The 15,320-nt window shown below is 62.8% G+C and carries 19 protein-coding genes; 11 read left to right on the top strand and 8 right to left on the bottom strand.

The window, feature by feature from the left end; translation table 11 throughout:
- Positions 1-21: 21 nt before the first annotated feature.
- Complete coding sequence (locus tag E3O57_RS07085) at positions 22-288, bottom strand: hypothetical protein (RefSeq protein ID WP_103479772.1); 267 nt, start codon at positions 286-288, stop codon at positions 22-24.
- 476 nt (positions 289-764) lie between these two features.
- On the opposite strand from E3O57_RS07085, the gene E3O57_RS07080 reads away from it, so the two are divergent.
- The 3 genes from E3O57_RS07080 (at position 765) to E3O57_RS07070 (ending at position 3,699) form a co-directional block, all read left to right on the top strand.
- Positions 765-1,043: a hypothetical protein gene (locus E3O57_RS07080; RefSeq protein ID WP_103479771.1), complete on the top strand. Its 279-nt coding sequence runs from the start codon at positions 765-767 to the stop codon at positions 1,041-1,043.
- Between the two features lie 275 nt (positions 1,044-1,318).
- Positions 1,319-2,041 (top strand): bifunctional 2-polyprenyl-6-hydroxyphenol methylase/3-demethylubiquinol 3-O-methyltransferase UbiG, encoded by a 723-nt coding sequence (locus E3O57_RS07075; RefSeq protein ID WP_103479770.1) that lies wholly within the window; start codon positions 1,319-1,321, stop codon positions 2,039-2,041.
- A gap of 227 nt (positions 2,042-2,268) precedes the next feature.
- On the top strand, positions 2,269-3,699 hold the full coding sequence (locus E3O57_RS07070; protein ID WP_103460371.1) for a protein kinase: 1,431 nt from the start codon (positions 2,269-2,271) through the stop codon (positions 3,697-3,699).
- Between the two features lie 82 nt (positions 3,700-3,781).
- Here the strand turns inward: E3O57_RS07070 and ppk2 are convergent, their stop codons facing one another.
- The gene (gene ppk2, locus E3O57_RS07065) at positions 3,782-4,606 is read right to left on the bottom strand and encodes a polyphosphate kinase 2 (protein WP_103479769.1); all 825 of its coding nucleotides are present in this window, start codon (positions 4,604-4,606) and stop codon (positions 3,782-3,784) included.
- Positions 4,607-4,755: 149 nt separating this feature from the next.
- Between ppk2 and E3O57_RS07060 the strand changes: the two genes are divergently transcribed.
- Both E3O57_RS07060 and E3O57_RS07055 read left to right on the top strand, forming a co-directional pair.
- A complete protein-coding gene (locus E3O57_RS07060) occupies positions 4,756-5,736 on the top strand; it encodes a diacylglycerol kinase family protein (RefSeq protein WP_103479768.1) in 981 nt (326 codons plus the stop codon).
- Between the two features lie 72 nt (positions 5,737-5,808).
- Positions 5,809-5,982: a DUF3618 domain-containing protein gene (locus E3O57_RS07055; protein ID WP_103479767.1), complete on the top strand. Its 174-nt coding sequence runs from the start codon at positions 5,809-5,811 to the stop codon at positions 5,980-5,982.
- Here the strand turns inward: E3O57_RS07055 and E3O57_RS07050 are convergent.
- The gene (locus E3O57_RS07050) at positions 5,909-6,724 is read right to left on the bottom strand and encodes a bacteriorhodopsin-like (RefSeq protein WP_088456555.1); all 816 of its coding nucleotides are present in this window, start codon (positions 6,722-6,724) and stop codon (positions 5,909-5,911) included. The genes E3O57_RS07055 and E3O57_RS07050 overlap by 74 nt on opposite strands.
- Before the next feature lie 156 nt (positions 6,725-6,880).
- Between E3O57_RS07050 and E3O57_RS07045 the strand changes: the two genes are divergently transcribed.
- Both E3O57_RS07045 and E3O57_RS07040 read left to right on the top strand, forming a co-directional pair.
- Positions 6,881-7,339 carry a MarR family winged helix-turn-helix transcriptional regulator gene (locus E3O57_RS07045; RefSeq protein WP_103460367.1) on the top strand — a complete coding sequence of 153 codons (459 nt, stop codon included), beginning with the start codon at positions 6,881-6,883 and terminating at the stop codon, positions 7,337-7,339.
- Between the two features lie 250 nt (positions 7,340-7,589).
- Positions 7,590-8,174, top strand: a complete 585-nt coding sequence (locus E3O57_RS07040; RefSeq protein WP_103479766.1) for a hypothetical protein — start codon at positions 7,590-7,592, stop codon at positions 8,172-8,174.
- 211 nt (positions 8,175-8,385) lie between these two features.
- On the opposite strand, the gene E3O57_RS07035 is transcribed toward E3O57_RS07040, so the two are convergent.
- Positions 8,386-8,997, bottom strand: coding sequence for a DUF6611 family protein (locus E3O57_RS07035; RefSeq protein WP_103479765.1), 612 nt, complete (start codon positions 8,995-8,997; stop codon positions 8,386-8,388).
- A gap of 292 nt (positions 8,998-9,289) precedes the next feature.
- Between E3O57_RS07035 and E3O57_RS07030 the strand changes: the two genes are divergently transcribed.
- Positions 9,290-10,144 (top strand): NmrA family NAD(P)-binding protein, encoded by an 855-nt coding sequence (locus tag E3O57_RS07030; protein WP_198416813.1) that lies wholly within the window; start codon positions 9,290-9,292, stop codon positions 10,142-10,144.
- A gap of 54 nt (positions 10,145-10,198) precedes the next feature.
- Here the strand turns inward: E3O57_RS07030 and E3O57_RS18655 are convergent, their stop codons facing one another.
- On the bottom strand, positions 10,199-10,357 hold the full coding sequence (locus E3O57_RS18655) for a hypothetical protein (protein WP_165787980.1): 159 nt from the start codon (positions 10,355-10,357) through the stop codon (positions 10,199-10,201).
- A 441-nt stretch (positions 10,358-10,798) separates the two neighbouring features.
- On the bottom strand, positions 10,799-11,641 hold the full coding sequence (locus tag E3O57_RS07025) for an SDR family oxidoreductase (protein ID WP_103479806.1): 843 nt from the start codon (positions 11,639-11,641) through the stop codon (positions 10,799-10,801).
- A gap of 64 nt (positions 11,642-11,705) precedes the next feature.
- Between E3O57_RS07025 and E3O57_RS07020 the strand changes: the two genes are divergently transcribed.
- Positions 11,706-12,095, top strand: a complete 390-nt coding sequence (locus E3O57_RS07020; RefSeq protein WP_103461984.1) for a helix-turn-helix domain-containing protein — start codon at positions 11,706-11,708, stop codon at positions 12,093-12,095.
- Positions 12,096-12,129: 34 nt separating this feature from the next.
- Here E3O57_RS07020 and E3O57_RS07015 read toward each other — a convergent pair whose 3' ends face one another.
- Complete coding sequence (locus tag E3O57_RS07015; RefSeq protein ID WP_103461985.1) at positions 12,130-12,510, bottom strand: helix-turn-helix domain-containing protein; 381 nt, start codon at positions 12,508-12,510, stop codon at positions 12,130-12,132.
- A gap of 78 nt (positions 12,511-12,588) precedes the next feature.
- Between E3O57_RS07015 and E3O57_RS07010 the strand changes: the two genes are divergently transcribed.
- Both E3O57_RS07010 and E3O57_RS07005 read left to right on the top strand, forming a co-directional pair.
- Positions 12,589-12,990, top strand: coding sequence for a nuclear transport factor 2 family protein (locus E3O57_RS07010; protein ID WP_103461988.1), 402 nt, complete (start codon positions 12,589-12,591; stop codon positions 12,988-12,990).
- A gap of 510 nt (positions 12,991-13,500) precedes the next feature.
- The gene (locus E3O57_RS07005) at positions 13,501-14,139 is read left to right on the top strand and encodes an isochorismatase family protein (RefSeq protein WP_103460496.1); all 639 of its coding nucleotides are present in this window, start codon (positions 13,501-13,503) and stop codon (positions 14,137-14,139) included.
- A 341-nt stretch (positions 14,140-14,480) separates the two neighbouring features.
- Here the strand turns inward: E3O57_RS07005 and E3O57_RS07000 are convergent, their stop codons facing one another.
- Positions 14,481-15,308 (bottom strand): helix-turn-helix domain-containing protein, encoded by an 828-nt coding sequence (locus tag E3O57_RS07000; protein WP_103479762.1) that lies wholly within the window; start codon positions 15,306-15,308, stop codon positions 14,481-14,483.
- Between the last annotated feature and the right edge of the window lie 12 nt (positions 15,309-15,320).

Below are 15,320 nucleotides of genomic sequence, written 5' to 3'. Positions count from 1 at the left end.
GGACGGGCGGACGCCCGAGGGTCAAGCCTGGGTCGTAGTCTTCGCGGCTTCGTTAGAGCCGGTGTCGCCGTGGAGGGGTGATTCCCGCGGGGTGTCAGCGTCCTTGTTTTTGCTGCGCATCATCATGAACATCATCCCGAGCATCACCACGGGGCACGCCAGAACCGCTGCGAGGGGAAGTGCCTCGCCGATCGATCTTCCGGCCACGAGCAGGCCGCCGAGAATGACGACACCGATCACAATCATGCCGATGAGATGCGACTTGCCACCGTGGTTGTGCCCGTTCATGGACATTCTCTTCTCTGGAGTTCGGTTGGGTGGACTGCGTCCCCTGGTGGTGTGTCATTGCCGTTTATGGGGAAGATCCGAGCAATCGCCCACACCCCGAGGATGACGAACACCACACAAATTCCGGCGAGAATCGGCCACGCGCTCATGACCATTACTTCCTCCTGCTGGAATGTCTTCTCATGACTCTGGCTCATCCACCCGCGCTTCTCGATGCAGGTTTGACGAAGAAACGATAAAGAAGGAGCGCCCGGTTCGAGGGTTTGTGGACCCGGAGACTTCGTTTACGCATCGCTGAACGGCGACAACGCTGTGGCGCCGCAAACCAGGGCCTCGTGAGATCGACCGTCGCAGCGGCGCTGACGGACCTCGGGACGCCCGAGGACGGGAAAAATGAGTTATTGCCAACTTTTGCGACTTGTGATTGCATTTTTCTAAAGCACCAGATGACAAGCTGAAAGTACGAGGAACGCACCATGAGCAACACCACCAACAGGGGCCGCGTCACGCGGCTCTCAACTGAGACGAAGGCTGCATTCAAGACCACTGAGTTCATTGCGTATGTGGTCATACTCGTCGGGTTGTTCGTCGCATCGGCCATGGTGGACAACGGAGACGACGGTGAGGGATTCGGCGCTCAGGATGCCTGGTTCTACGCCACGCTCCTAACCATCGGTTACATGGTCAGCCGCGGCCTCGCTAAGTCAGGAAGTCGGGAATACTACGACCACGACGACCACGACACTCGTCGCTAGCTGGCGCCCGCAGAGTAGTCAGTAATGGGCGGTGGGAGCGCCAGGGCCTTCTGGCAGCCTGACCGCTCCACACGCCCGAAGTTCGGAAATGTGGTCGTGTTTGCGGCGAGAGCTTCAACGACCGGCCACGGAGGATGACGTTGCGCGTTCCGCGGTGTCATCCTCCCCCAGTCCGACTCTGGGAGGGCTACTTGCGCGTCTTGAAATCGATCGCCTCACCGCTGACAGAGTTCCGGCTGCTCATTCCAGTCCTGGACTCGCTATCATGACGCGTGATGGCACAACTGACCTCCCCGGTACTTCAGGCGCTTGGCCGATTCAACGACCGGCATCCTTGGTCGCACAACGATGCGTACTCAGGCTGGATCGTCTATCAGGCCCGACGCGTTCACAACCGCGGAGGGTCACGCGCACTCGACGTCGGTTGCGGCACCGGGCATCTGGTCGGACGCCTGTCCCGCGAGCTCTCCGACGTGCGTGGCATCGAACCAGACCCGGCCAGCGTGGAAGCGGCGCGTTACAACACGCGAGAGCTCTGCAACGTGGTGATCAGCCGATCGACATGGGCCGAAGTCCACGACACCCCGTATGACCTGATCACGTTCGTGGCAGTACTCCACCACCTCCCCCTTCAGGAAACTCTGCGCAGAGCGAGCCTGCTCGTCGCTCCAGGAGGCCGTCTGGTCATCGTGGGCGTCGCCCGTGAAACCGCTCGCGACATCCCGTTGTCGCTGATCTCGACACTGCTCAATCCTCTGGTCGGCTTGGCATTGCACCCGCGCCCGGCCGTCCGCTTGCCCGCTCACATGCGCTCCCCCATCCAGCCACCCACGGAAACATACGCCGAGGTCAAGGCCGTTGCCCGACGGGTGCTGCCCGGTATCACCCTACGGCGCAGCCTGTTCTGGCGGTACACGGCCGTCTGGACGGCACCACCGTCGTCCTCCCAAGTCCGCCGGCCAGCATTTCGCAGCAGATTACGCCGGGCTACCGGTTGAATCACCCAAGTCGTGAAATCGATCGTACCGACGGATAGCAGTCTTCAAGAGCGCACTCCGCCGAAGGAGTCCGTCCGACGCTGCCGAACGGAATCGATCAGACACGCAGACGCGAGATGCAGCCCGCAATTTTAGTGTCGGGCGTGACACATTCGCCTCGAGCTACGTCCTAGAAGTGGATACTCCGGACCGCCTGTGGTGGAGGCGCCACGAAACAAGGGTTCACTATGGACGCAATCACATTGGCCGGGCGCTCTCCTGAGGTCACCGCAGCCGGACCACCGCGACTACGCGGACGTTACCGGTTGCTGGAACTGATCGGTCGAGGCGGCGAGGGCTCTGTCTACCGCGCCAGGGACGAAACGCTGGGTCGCGATGTCGCGGTGAAGGTCTTCGAGGCGTCCGCGACAACCGAGAAGGACATCCGTCGTCAGGAAGACGAAGTGAACCTCTTGGCGAGCCTGAGCCACCACAGCCTCGTCACCCTGCTCGATGCGGGTGTCGACCGCACGGATGTGGGCCGGCCACGTGTCTTTTTCGTCATGGAGCTCGTCACCGGCGCGGATCTCAAGGTCCAGCTCGAGCGGGGCACTCTCTCGGCTCGTCAAATAGCGCACATCGGCTACGACCTGGCCGAAGGCCTGCAGTACATCCACCATCGGGGTGTTGTGCATCGGGACGTCAAGCCGGCCAACGTCCTGCTTGTCGACTACAACCACGGCGGCGCTCGATACCGCGCGAAGCTGACCGATTTCGGCATCGCCCTGGTAGGCGCCATCGACCGCCGAGACCCGGACGCCGTGACGACGGGCACGGCCGCCTACCTCAGCCCCGAACAGACGCGGGGTCAGACGCTCGGCTCGGCCAGCGATATCTACTCGCTGGGGCTCGTTCTTCTCGAGTGCTTCACTCGCACCATCGCGTTCCCCGGCGACCCGATCCCGTCGGCACTGGCCCGGCTCAGAAAAGACCCCTCCATTCCGCCCGACATCGCCCCGGAATGGCGGGCGCTGCTGGCTGCGATGACCGCCCGCGACCCGAAGGACCGCCCCTCCATCCACGATCTGGTCGTGGCGCTTCGCCAGATGGTCGCTGCCGAGACCGGCCGGCACCGGGATGTGGCGGCGATTCCCGCGCCTTCGACCGAGGAAGCCCGGATGCTCGCGGTCGCGCGCTATCGACTGCCGGAAGCACCGGCCGACGGGGCCTTCGACCGCGTCACGGCCATTGCCGCCCGAGTGTTCTCCGTTCCGGTCGCGCTCGTCACGATCGTCGACCAGGACCGGATCTGGTTCACGTCCCACCACGGCCTGGAGATCGACCACATTGAGAGGCACCCGGGGCTCTGCGCCTCGGCGATCCTGGACGACGTGCCCTGGGTCGTCGAGGATGCCCGGTTCGACCCCCGGACGCTGGCTAATCCCCTCGTCGCCAGCGATTTCGGCCTCCAGTTCTACGCCGGGGTGCCGTTGCGCACCCGCGACGGGCACAACCTCGGCACTCTGTGCGTTCTCGACTTCGAACCGCGCCAGGCGTCGGAAGAGGAACTCGCCACCCTCGGCGACCTCGCTGCGGTGGTCATGAGCGAAATGGAACTGCGCCTAGAAGGCCGGCGATCTGCTTTGGCGCTCAAAAGCGCTACTTCGACGCCGAGCTGACCCGCCGAACCCGCCGGGTCACCGTGAACTCGCCTGACGCCCTGCGAGCCGCAGAATACCCTGCGCGAAGCATGAGACCTCTCTATTTCTTCTTCAGAGTGTTGGCGTGATCAGTGACCAGGCTCGCCTCATCCTTTGGGGGCCGCTCGTAGTCATTTGCTTCCGGGCGATCGGGAATAGTCACTTCGTCCGGCACCCGGTGCTCATAGGGGATGTTGGACAGAAGGTGCTTGATTGAGTTGATTCGTGCCGCACGCTTGTCATCGCTCTCAACCGTCCACCACCGTGCAAACGGAAGGTCCGTGACAGCGAACAAGTCATCCTTGGCTCGCGAGTAGTCCTCCCAGCGGGTAATCGAAAAGAGGTCCGTCTCGGAGAGTTTCCACCGGCGCATCGGATCTTCCAGTCGAGAACGGAACCGGTCTTCCTGGACCTTGTCAGACACGGAGAACCAGAACTTCACCAGAATGATCCCCTCGTCAACGAGCATCTTTTCCACCAAGGGCACCTGCTCGAGAAACAGACGGTACTGGTCATCGGTGCAATATCCCATCACCCGTTCGACGCCACCACGGTTGTACCAAGAGCGGTCCATCAGGACGATCTCCCCGGCAGTGGGTAGCCGTTCAATGTAGCGCTGGAAATACCACTGGCCCTTCTCTCGCTCGCTCGGAGTGGGAAGTGCGACGACCCGGGCGGAGCGCGGATTCAAATACTGGACGATCCGCTTAATCGCGCCGCCCTTGCCCGCGGCGTCTCGACCCTCGAAGATGACCAGCACCCGCGCCCCGGTCTCAATGACCCATTGCTGCATGCCTACGAGCTCGGCTTGCAACCGTTCCAGCTCATCCTCGTATAGAGGTTTCGGAACGCGCTTGACCGCACCTGTTTTCTTCGACTTCGACACGGCTGTCCCTTCAACGACCTACGGCAGCAGCCCGAAACACGCGGCCGGGACGATCATAAATCCTGTGCGGCGACAAGCGCGAGGTTAGAGCGCAGATTCGTTCCCTGCGAGCATGCTCATCTCTGTACGGCCTGGTTTACAGTGGCTCAATGAGTGATGTCACGCTTCGGAACGCCGCTGTCATTTACAACCCCGTCAAGGTCGATCTCGATGCCCTCCGAAAAGCTGTGAATACGGAGGCAGCGGCCGGGGGGTGGTCTGAGAGCGTCTGGTTTGAAACGTCCGTCGACGATGTCGGCCAGGGCGTGACCGCGAAAGCGTTGGAACTCGGCGTTGATCTGATCATCGTCGCCGGCGGTGACGGTACCGTGCGTGCTGTCATCGAGGCCGTCCGCGGGCACGACGTGCCCGTTGGGCTTATACCCTCCGGAACGGGCAACCTCCTCGCGCGCAATCTCGACCTCACCCTCAGTGACATGCATGAGAGCGTGCGCGCAGCATTCACCGGTGAGGATCGCGCCATTGATCTGGGCATGATTCGTATCGAGCGAGACGACAAGTCGCGCGACGAGCACGCGTTCGTGGTGATGGCAGGTTTGGGCCTTGACGCAAAGATGATCACGAACACTGACGAAGATCTCAAGGCAAAAGCTGGCTGGGCAGCCTATGTGAAAGCAATCGTCAAGTCTCTGCGTGACCCGGATGAGCTGCACATGCGATTCCAGATCAACGACGGCGCTGCCAAGCGAGCAACGGTGCACACCCTGATCCTCGGCAACTGCGGATCGTTGCCGGCCAATATCTTGCTGATGCCCGAAGCAGTGCTGGATGACGGTTTGTTCGATGTCATGATGACCCGGCCAGGCGGTGCACTGGGCTGGATCAGGGTATGGGTGACAGTGGCCTGGACCAACGGCATCGTTCGTCGAACCAAAGCGGGAAAGGCCCTCGCCGGGGAACAGAAGAACGACGGCGACTTGCGCTATGAAACCGGCTCTGAGTTCACCGCACGCTTCTCTCGACCCGAGGAAATAGAACTCGACGGCGACGCGTTCGGCAAAGCCGTTGCCTTCAAAGCCTGGATCGAGCCCAGCAAGCTCCGCATCCGCATTCCAGTCACAACCGCATAAGGATCCTCGCACCAACCACAGCACCCAGAACTTGCCGGCGGAGTATCTGCATCACGTGGAGAACCGCAACGAGTGACCTGCCCATTCGAAGTCACCCGTGGGGGCCTTGGCGCCGATGTCGACGCGCTTGCTGACAAAGCCACGCCCAGCAAGATCGTGGACCGCCAGAAAGTCAGACGCGCGCAGGCGCCTCATCGCGGGACCGCTCAATACCGGCGAACGTGGGGTCGTCGTCGAAAGACTTAATGCGTGCCACCTGGAAGATGATCAGAGCATAGACGGCCTTTGCCAGAATGTCGGCGATCGAATAGCCCACCTGTTTGTAGACCCAGGCATCAGGACCGGCGATGTCCAGCAACGGCAACAGATAGGCAATCGGGTAGACACCCCAGCTCAGCAACAGCAAGAAACGCAGCTGGCTCAGGATGCGGCGCACGCCCACGGGTTGTTTGTTCAGCGACTTACCCAGCTGCACGAACAGCACATAAAGAATGTAGGCGAACGGGATGGTGGACAGCAGCCCGAACAGGCCACGGATGCCGTTGTCGCCACTGATCTCTCCGGGGTAGCCGAGGATGATCATGAGTGCGGCGGCCGGAACGAGCCGCACTAGCAGCCCACGTTGCACCGACCGGGCCAGCGCGAGCACGGCGATGAGTTCCACGAGCAGAAGAGGGACCGTGAGAAGCCAGTCCACGTAGCGGTAGCCCTCGTTGAAACCTTCGCCGACCGCCTGACTGTAGTCGGCCTGGCCGCCGACGCCTTCGGTCACGAAGGCCGCCTTGAACGAGTCGAAGATGCGGAAGTAGTGGTAGGCCGCGATCCCGCAGACGACGATGGCCACCGTGATGGCCTGGCGATACCGCGGCAGGATGCGCGGCAGCGAGATGAGCAGAAAGACCGCCGTGAACAGCTGGGCGGCGATGACCAGGGACAAGGAGTTGTAGACCGTGTCGTACTGGCCGGGCGAGAGAATGTCGGGAATCATGATCTACTCCATCGGTTTTGACGGTGCCTGATTTGCCTTAGTCACTAAGTGACTTACTTAGTAAACTACATTTTCACCTTGTTTGGGGTGAATTGGGTACGATTACTTCACAACGCCGCGTGGGCGGGGCTTGCCCCCACGTAGGCCGGAGGAGACATGACCCAACCCGAACCGCTCGCGCATACCCTCACCGGTTTTCCGGCGGCGGCCACTGCATTCGTGAGCGCCCTGGACGCCAACCGCCAGCGCATTGCGCAGGACGTCGGCGTAAGCGCGACCGAGCTGCGCGCCCTGTTCCGGGTGGGGCGGTCGGTGAGCATCACGCCCAAGGAGCTGGCCGCCCACCTGGGCATGACAACGGGCGCGATCACCGCGATCGCCCGCCGGTTGGTGGACGCGGACCTGTTACACCGGGTGGATCACCCCGGCGACCGGCGCAGCCTCTACCTGGAGTTGACCCCGCTCGGGCACGAGGTGATGGGCGGCATCCACCAGGATTTCTCGGAGATGCTCGCCGCCTCGACCAGCAGTTTGACTGCCGATCAGCTTGCCGCCTTCACCGACGCCCTCACCTCTGTCGCATCCGAGGTACGCACCCGGTCTGCGCGGCCCTGATGCTCAGAGCAGTTACTTGCTCGTTGTCAGAAACGGCACGCTGAACCTCACGCCCCATTTTGCTTGCCGGGCGATTTCCACTGTCTCCTCCCCCACCGCGGTACCGTTCGGTTCCGCGAAATTCCCGTATGTCTTCCGTTAGGGGGGAGGTTTTACGCCCGGGGGTCCGTTAGGACTGAAGAATGACTACTCCTGACAGCCCCACATTGGAGCCCCTTAGACCCAGCGATCTGGGAACAAGGTCTGGCTCATGACTCTCACCGCGATGATGCCGTCCCTCCGGCGCACGCTTGCCGATCCTCTCGACATCGATGCCTGGCCCGAATCTTCACACGCCAGCACCACTGATGTCATCGTCGCCGGCGTGTCCATGATGCGGCTCGTCGACGTGTGCCAAACCCCGTGCGTGCATACCGCTACCGCCGTCATCCCCGGCACTCACGGGCGGCGATCGCCGTACCGGGACGCCGCCGTCGTCGTCGTGCGGGTCACTGCGGTACTGAAGAACTTCGACGCCGCACGCGTGGTGCTCATCGACGCGTGCCTGGACAGTGTGGACGCGATTTGGCGGGAAACCCGACTCATCGGGCGAGCCTCGACGGTCAAGAGCACCACCGCGATTCTGCTCTCCGGCGAATCTCACGAAACCCCCAGTCGCGGTCGCGGCATGGTGGAGCTGCCCGACGATCTCCGTGAAGGTGACCTGCTCGCCATCCCCTGTACGGGTGTTGTCGCCCTCCGCGATGTCCGCGCGAGGCCGCAATTAGAAGACGACACGGTGACACCCTCCGAGCTTGACGCCGCTGAATTGACCTGGCTGGCACAACTCGCATGACTACTGCAACCACAGAATCACAGCACGGAGGAATTTGACTCTCCTGTCCAGCATCATGGCCAGGCGGTCCGGCGCGTGCTTGAAATGAGAGTCCACGCCGAACCGGTGGTGCCGGATCACAGCGCCCTCGATCGCCCTCCGGGGCGACGAGGTCGACACCTGTTTCTTCCTCCACGACAGCCACCAGCTCCCGTGGAAGGAAGATTGGCGGCTACCGGTCGTTGCGGGCCGCAGCGAGATGCTCCTGGGCGTTCGTGAACACGCCCCACCACACCATCTCGTGCTCTGCGGGTGAGGAAACACCGCTGGCCAGCGCCGCATCGGCACTGGTCATCGTGGCCGCCAGCGTCGCCAGATATCCGCACTCGAGCGCGTGCCCCGCATCGGGCGCCAGATGGGATCTCGCCGCCGTCAGCTCAAGCACCTGCCGGCGGACCGGGCCGGCGCGCCGGGCCACGACGACAGTTCCAAAAACATAGAACGTGACACACGCCGTGATAATCACCAACCGCGACGCGCCAACCGCACCGAACGTTATGAGAAGTCCAAGAACGCCCACGAGGCCCGACACCATCCAGCCACGCCACAGACGAACCCAGCGACGTTGAGGCGCCGAGATTCCCGGTGGGTATAACAGCAGTCGGTGGCCCACGCTGCCATAACGGCCGACCGAGACCGTGTAGCCGCCCCACTTGCACCGTCCATCAAGGACGGGCGAGAGCCACCGGCTGAGCAAGAATTCCGAACTGAGCGTTCGCGCGCTATTCACCTCATAAGCGTCGACCCGGAAACTCGACGTCTCAACGATCAATACGGAACCCATACACCGAATACCGCAATCCTGACGACTTCCCTACGGTTCGCGCTGGCGGCGCCGGACCACCTGGCCATGACGGCCCATCGCTGGAGGTCTCAGCTGACGTGCACCTGTGGTTGTCGTGAGGAGGCGGCAGCGGAAAGAAACTCCAATTTCGCCGCAGGATCGGGTCGGCCCGTTTATTTTTCGGTGTGAGACTGGGCATACCGATGCTGTCATGGGGGACAAATCCCACGTGCGAAGGTCTCGGAGACGGCGATGGGGCGCGATGCAGGCACGAGAGCGGAAGAATTCGGTATTGGTCACCGGCGCGACCGGGAATGTGGGTCAGGTGGTTGTGCAGGAGCTTCTGGATGGTGGCGCCCGCGTTAGGGCAACCGGTCGTAGCGTCGCGTCGGTTCGGCGGGTATTCGGCGACCGGGTGGAAGCCGTTGCTCTTGACTTCACCGACCCAACTACCTGGGAAGCGGCCTTCGCTGGGGTGGAGCAAATGTTCCTCATGCGCCCGCCGCACCTGGGGAAACCGAAAAGTCAGATGATCCCGGCGCTGGAGTACGCCCGCGACCACGGGATCTCGCAAATCGTGTTCCTGTCGCTGCAGGGAGCCGAGAAGAACACCATCGTGCCGCACGCGGCGATCGAGGCGTGGCTTCGTGGCTCAGGCGTGGCCTGGACTTTCGTTCGGGCATCCTTCTTTCACCAAAACCTGTCCACCACCCATCTGACCGATATTCGCGATCGGGACGAGATCATGGTCCCCGCACGCAACGGAGCGACGGCATTCGTGGATGTTGACGACGTCGGAGCCGTTGCCGCAGCCGCGCTTCTGAATCCGTCAGCGCATGTGGACACCGCGTGGACGGTGACCGGGAATGAAGCGCTGACCTATGCGCAGATTGCCGAGATCCTCACCCACGAACTGGGCCGGCCAATCCGCTACGCGCGGCCCGGTGTCCTGCGGTATATCGTGCATGCCCGCAGGAAGTTAGGCCTGCCATGGGGCATGGTCCTCGTCACTGCGGCGATTTACACCACCGCCCGGCTGGGCCTGGCCGCGGGCCTGACCGACGATGTCCGTCAGGTCCTCGGTCGCGACCCAGTCGGGTTCGCAGTGTTCGCCCACCGCGACCGCTCGGTGTGGACTCCGCGATAGTTCGAAGCGAGCGCGCGCCTCGGTAGAGCTTTCAGCGGTGCTTACGATCCTGTTTCAGGACGAGGTCGCGCTCGTGTCCGTTGGATGCTCGTGAGAAGTATCCATGTCGGTGTACTCGCCCTCCACCTCCGCCCCCTCGCCGTTTGCTTCCGACGGTCCTGCTGCTGGCTCAGAATCGGTGTATTCGCCATCAGGAGCATTGTTGTTTTTCATGAGCTTCTCTCTCGAAGGGAGTACTGAGTTTATCTCTTGTAGCTGGCCCGTGTTCGGGTCCGTCATTCTCGCGTGCCGCTCCCCAGGGGATCGGTGGACGGTAGGAGACGATCACCCCCCACCCTGATCGGCGGGTCGAGGTTGGTGCGCCGAAGGAGCGCTGTTAAAGCGAAATGGCACCCGCGAGGGAGCCAAACGTTCAAAGCGGCACTTCGCGATCAGTGTGATCACGCCAGCGACCAGCTCGCCGCAATCGCCCGCGAAGGCAACGTGCCGGACCCGCCCGTGCGAACCGATGGTCGACGTGTCCACGAGGTCGCACGATTAGCGCGGAGAGGTGCTTGCGTCTTAACACTCGCAAGAACCCCTCCGCTCTGCCACCTCCAGCGCAGCGCATTGTCCCGCCGGGTTTTGAGACGCAACCCGGTGATCAGATCCCGGTCAAGCCTGGATGTCCCGGAGCCACTGTTCGATGGAACGCGGTTCGATACCGAGACGCTGCTGTGCGCTATCCCCCTTGCCGATCTCCTCACCGGACTGAGTGAGCCTCCAATGGTAGGACGCAACAACCGGGTCAGCGCCGGCTTTGCCGAACAACGGCGTGATGAGTGCCCCGAAGTCGTCCGGATCCTGCGCCTCGAAGCTCACGTCCCGGTCAAGATACGTCCCGAAACCCGTTGCCAGGTCGTCCCCAAGAAGACCGGGAAGGGCTCCGACCGCGACCACACCGGTGACCCCGGGCTGATCGAAGAGTCGAACCACCACGTCGGCGATGTCCAGGTGCGAGCTCCACGACACCCGGTAGTCGTCGCGGATGGGATATCGCAGCATTCCCTCTTCACGGGTGGGTCCGCTCACGGTAGGCAGAAGGAGGTTCTCCAGGTAGAGCCGGGGTTCAACGATGGCTACTGACACACCGCTCGCCATGAGTCCCCTCACGAGAACCGACGCGGCGCCCTCCCCCGCCTCGGCCGTGTTCACGCGGTACCCGCTGGTAGAGGCAACCACCCGTGGGGGCTGGGCGCGCGTGACGGCTTCAACGATGGTCCGCGCGTGGGCGAGTTGCTGTTCGGCAGTCCCGATAGGAAGGTGCACGAAAAGACCCTCTACTCCGCGGTAGGCCTCTTCCAAGGACGCGACCGAAGTGAAGTCGACGGCGACAGCATCACCCTCGTAGTTGGATGGGTTGCGCACTGCGGCTGTGACGTTCTTGCCGGCTTTACGGAGGGCTGCGACGACAGGGCCGCCTTGGGCGCCTGTGGCGCCGTGAATGAGATAGGTCATGTGAACCATTAGTGCACACAGTGCACTAGTTACGTCAACTGCACTAATGGAGTAGCCTCGAAATATGACATTCTCCGGTACGCCCTGGCCAGAATGCGGCATTGCCCGATTTCTGACCCTGCTCGATGGCCCCTGGGCGACACTCATCATCAGAGAGCTGCTGACCGGGCCGGCGCGGTTCACTGAGCTGCGCGATGCGCTGACTGGTATCAGCGCCCACACTCTCACGAACCGGCTTCGCCGCTTTGAAACCTACGGGCTCGTAACGAGGACCGTGTATGCCGAGATCCCTCCTCGTGTGGTCTACGAGCTGACGGCGTCGGGTGAAGCGCTGCGCCCCGTATTGGAAGCGATGAACACCTGGGCGGCTACGGTGCCGATGATCGACGCTGAAAGCGCCGTCCCGCTGCCCGCGTCCTGTGTGACCGGTGCCACCGAACCCGCGAGCGCGTAGCGGGCACCCGGACTTCACGTGGACGCCGGTTGCGTCACCTGTCCGTCGGCCGTTGATCGTAGGCGTCTCGGGCGTCTAGAACCGCTTCGATGTGCTGCTCCGCCCAGATGCCCAAGGCGGTCAGAGGCTCACGTAGCGTCCGCCCCAACGACGTGAGTTCGTATTCCACTCGAGGGGGCATCTCGTCGTACGCGGTTCTGGTGAGGACCCCGTCCCGTTCCAGGTCGCGAAGCGTTCCCGAGAGCACCTTGCCGCTGATGCCCCCGACGCTCTCGCGGATGGCACCGAACCGGGCCGGGCCGTCACTGAGCGTGATGACGATCATCGCGGTCCACTTGTTGGCGATCTTCGCCAACGAGGTTCGGGAGGGGCATGTCGCCAACATGACGTTCCATACCGGGGTCGCGTTCGACATGCGTCTCCTTAGTTACGTTGAGGTAACAAGTTACCATCTGTGACTATGGGTGAACACACCGACGAAGGAGCCACCAAAATGACCGAGCCCATCCCCGCAGCCGTTGCTGAGACCTATTTCGCCGCCCTTGGCCGCGGCGATATCCCCACCGTGATGGCCCAGTTCAGCGACGACGTCCTCTGGCACCAGCCCGGCGCCCACCAATTCTCGGGAGACCACCATGGCGTGGCCGGGGTCGGCGCCCTCCTCAGCGGAATGATGGAAGCCAGCGCAGGCAGTTTTCAACTCGCCGTCGCCGGTCCCCCGATGGTCAATGGTGACGTGGTCGCGGTGCCGGTGCGGTTCTCAGGAAACAGCGCCGAAGCGACCATGGACATGGCTGGCATCGATCTGCTCACAGTCCGAGGCGGCAAGATCGTCGAGGTACGACTGTTCTCCGAAGACGGTCCCGCTGAAGATGCCTTCTGGGGTCTGAACTAACCCAGTGACAGCGCTGTTGATCTGACTCGCGTGGGCGACTCGGTTACGCCGTTCTGAAGAAACGGCGCAACCGGGGCCCCCTGCGGATCAGCAGCTGGTCCAGCGCGAGGACGATCAGCAGCGACAGCCCGGACAACGGTAGTAAGACGTCGAGAGCCGCGATAGCCGCGAGCAAGACCCGGTCGGCAGCTTGGCACGGGGAGCCGCCGTCCCGGAGGCCGTGCCACGCCGAGTCCACCACATGATCGGCCCCGTCGCGCACATGACGATCACGGCCAGACAGAGCAAAGTTGTTGCGATCATGTTGACCACCCCAAAGCGTCGCCCCCGTGCACCGCGATCCCCTGGGATAAAGCGCATCGTCGGACGCATACGGGCGCAGCACTCAGCTCTTCAACGGTTGGCCTAAATTCATCGCCTTGTGTCGTGCGAGCCAATGGCATGCCGGGGCGGAGGACGTGACCATGGATGAGCGAAGACAATGTCGCTCAAATTTCAGGAGTCAAGACTATGAACACACCCCGTCGCGCCTTAATCCTCGTTGACGTGCAGCAGGAGTACTTCAGCGGACCGCTGGAAATTCAATTCCCCGCTCACGCGGACTCGTTGCCGAGGATCACCGCCGCCATCGACGCGGCCACCGCCGCAGGAATTCCGATCGCGGTCATCCAGCACAGTGCTGGCGACGAGGCACCAGTCTTCAACCCGACGATGGACGGTTTCGCGCTGCACCCCGAGATCGCGCGCCGCCAGAGTCCCGCGTGGAAGTCCGTGACGAAGCAGTTCGGCACCGTCTTCGCCGGCACGGATGTTCTCAACTGGCTGCGGGAGCACGACATCGACACGATCACCCTTGCGGGCTACATGACCAACAACTGCATCATCGCCTCAGCCGCCGAGTCCGAGACCCATGGGCTGGCCGCCGAAGTCCTCTCGGACGCGACCGGGTCCATCAACATCGCCAACGATGCCGGCTTCGCCGACGCGAAGACCGTGCACACGACCCTCATGGCGCTGTTGCACTCTAACTTTGCCGCAGTCGCCACCGCCCAGGCCTGGACCGATGCGATCGCCGAGGGTTCCGCGCTAGCGAAGGACAACCTCGGCAGCTCCGCCGTCCTCGGCGCCCAGCGAGTAGCCGCACTGTGAGTTCACGAACCCGAGAGTCTCGGCTGCGTACTCTTTACGCGTCCACTGTCGGGGTCCTTCGCAGTATGACCGCCGAATACCGTGCCGGGCTCATCGCCAACGACATCATTCCCCCCACCACAACGACCGCCCCGGACGCCGCCACACAGCAGCCGCGGCTCTGAGGTTCCAATCCCCGACGTTCTCCTCGCTCGCCTGTGCCTGATCGCTGAATAGTCGAGGCCAACACAGCGACCGAGGGCGCCGGTCTTCGGCCAGGCCGAGGCAATTCGAGGCTTGTCAATCCGACGCATCTTGGTTTTCCGTTCGATACGAATGCCCCACACCAGTGGCTGTGGGCTTTACCACCCTCCGTCGTCCTCAATCTCGTTATCGTCTGGTGCGCGCGAGGAGGAGTGCTGGGAGGGTGGTACGCCGTACTGGCGCCGGAAAGCGCGGGCGAACGCACTGGGCTCTCGGTATCCGCTGTCAAACGTTGCGCGTTGCACGGTGCTACCGCGGTCGATGAGGTGGCGCGCGAATTCGAGGCGTACCCCCCGGATAGTGGCTGCTGGAGTCGTGCCCGCTGCCGCGAATATCATCTGCAGAGTCCTCACCGAGATGTGATTGTTCGCGGCCAGCGAGAGCGCATTGAAATCTGGATCGGCGAAGTGCTCCCTGATCTGGCGCAGCATCTCGGATCGGAGAGCTGTGCGGGTGGGCGCTATCCCGAGGCGCCGCGCGGCTGACCTGACCGCGTCCTCGCCTTGAGCGAGTTGAAAGCGGGCCTTCTCGGCCAAAGACTCGCTTGTCGCGAAAGAGAGTAGCGCCGCGCCGCCTACTTTCAGCTTTCTTATCGACCAGATGACGGGCACGATCTCACCCGTGCGACTCAGGAAGAGCTCCGGAGCCTGCGCCGCACGACTGTGACCGTTATGCACAATCGGACAGTCCTCGGCACTGTACGTGGATCCATCCGGGTGAAGGTGGTGCAGAGTCGCGTGGCTAGGCAATCCCACGAGTTGGTCAGGATCGGCATATCCAAGAAGCCTGGCCCCCGCGGTGTTCGTCCGCGCAACCGACCCGTCGTCGCTGATGACCCACAACGGGTCGGGGGCCGCCTCGACAATGGCCTGAAGCAGCGCGTAGTCGGCAGCGTCACCCGGCGCCGGCTGAATTGAGAGAGCCACCTATTTTCCCTC

The organism is Cryobacterium sp. TMN-39-2 (genome assembly GCF_004402745.1).
Taxonomy (GTDB): domain Bacteria; phylum Actinomycetota; class Actinomycetes; order Actinomycetales; family Microbacteriaceae; genus Cryobacterium; species Cryobacterium zongtaii.
The sequence above is the reverse complement of the archived record's forward strand: the minus strand, read 5'-3'. Positions and strand labels throughout refer to the sequence as shown.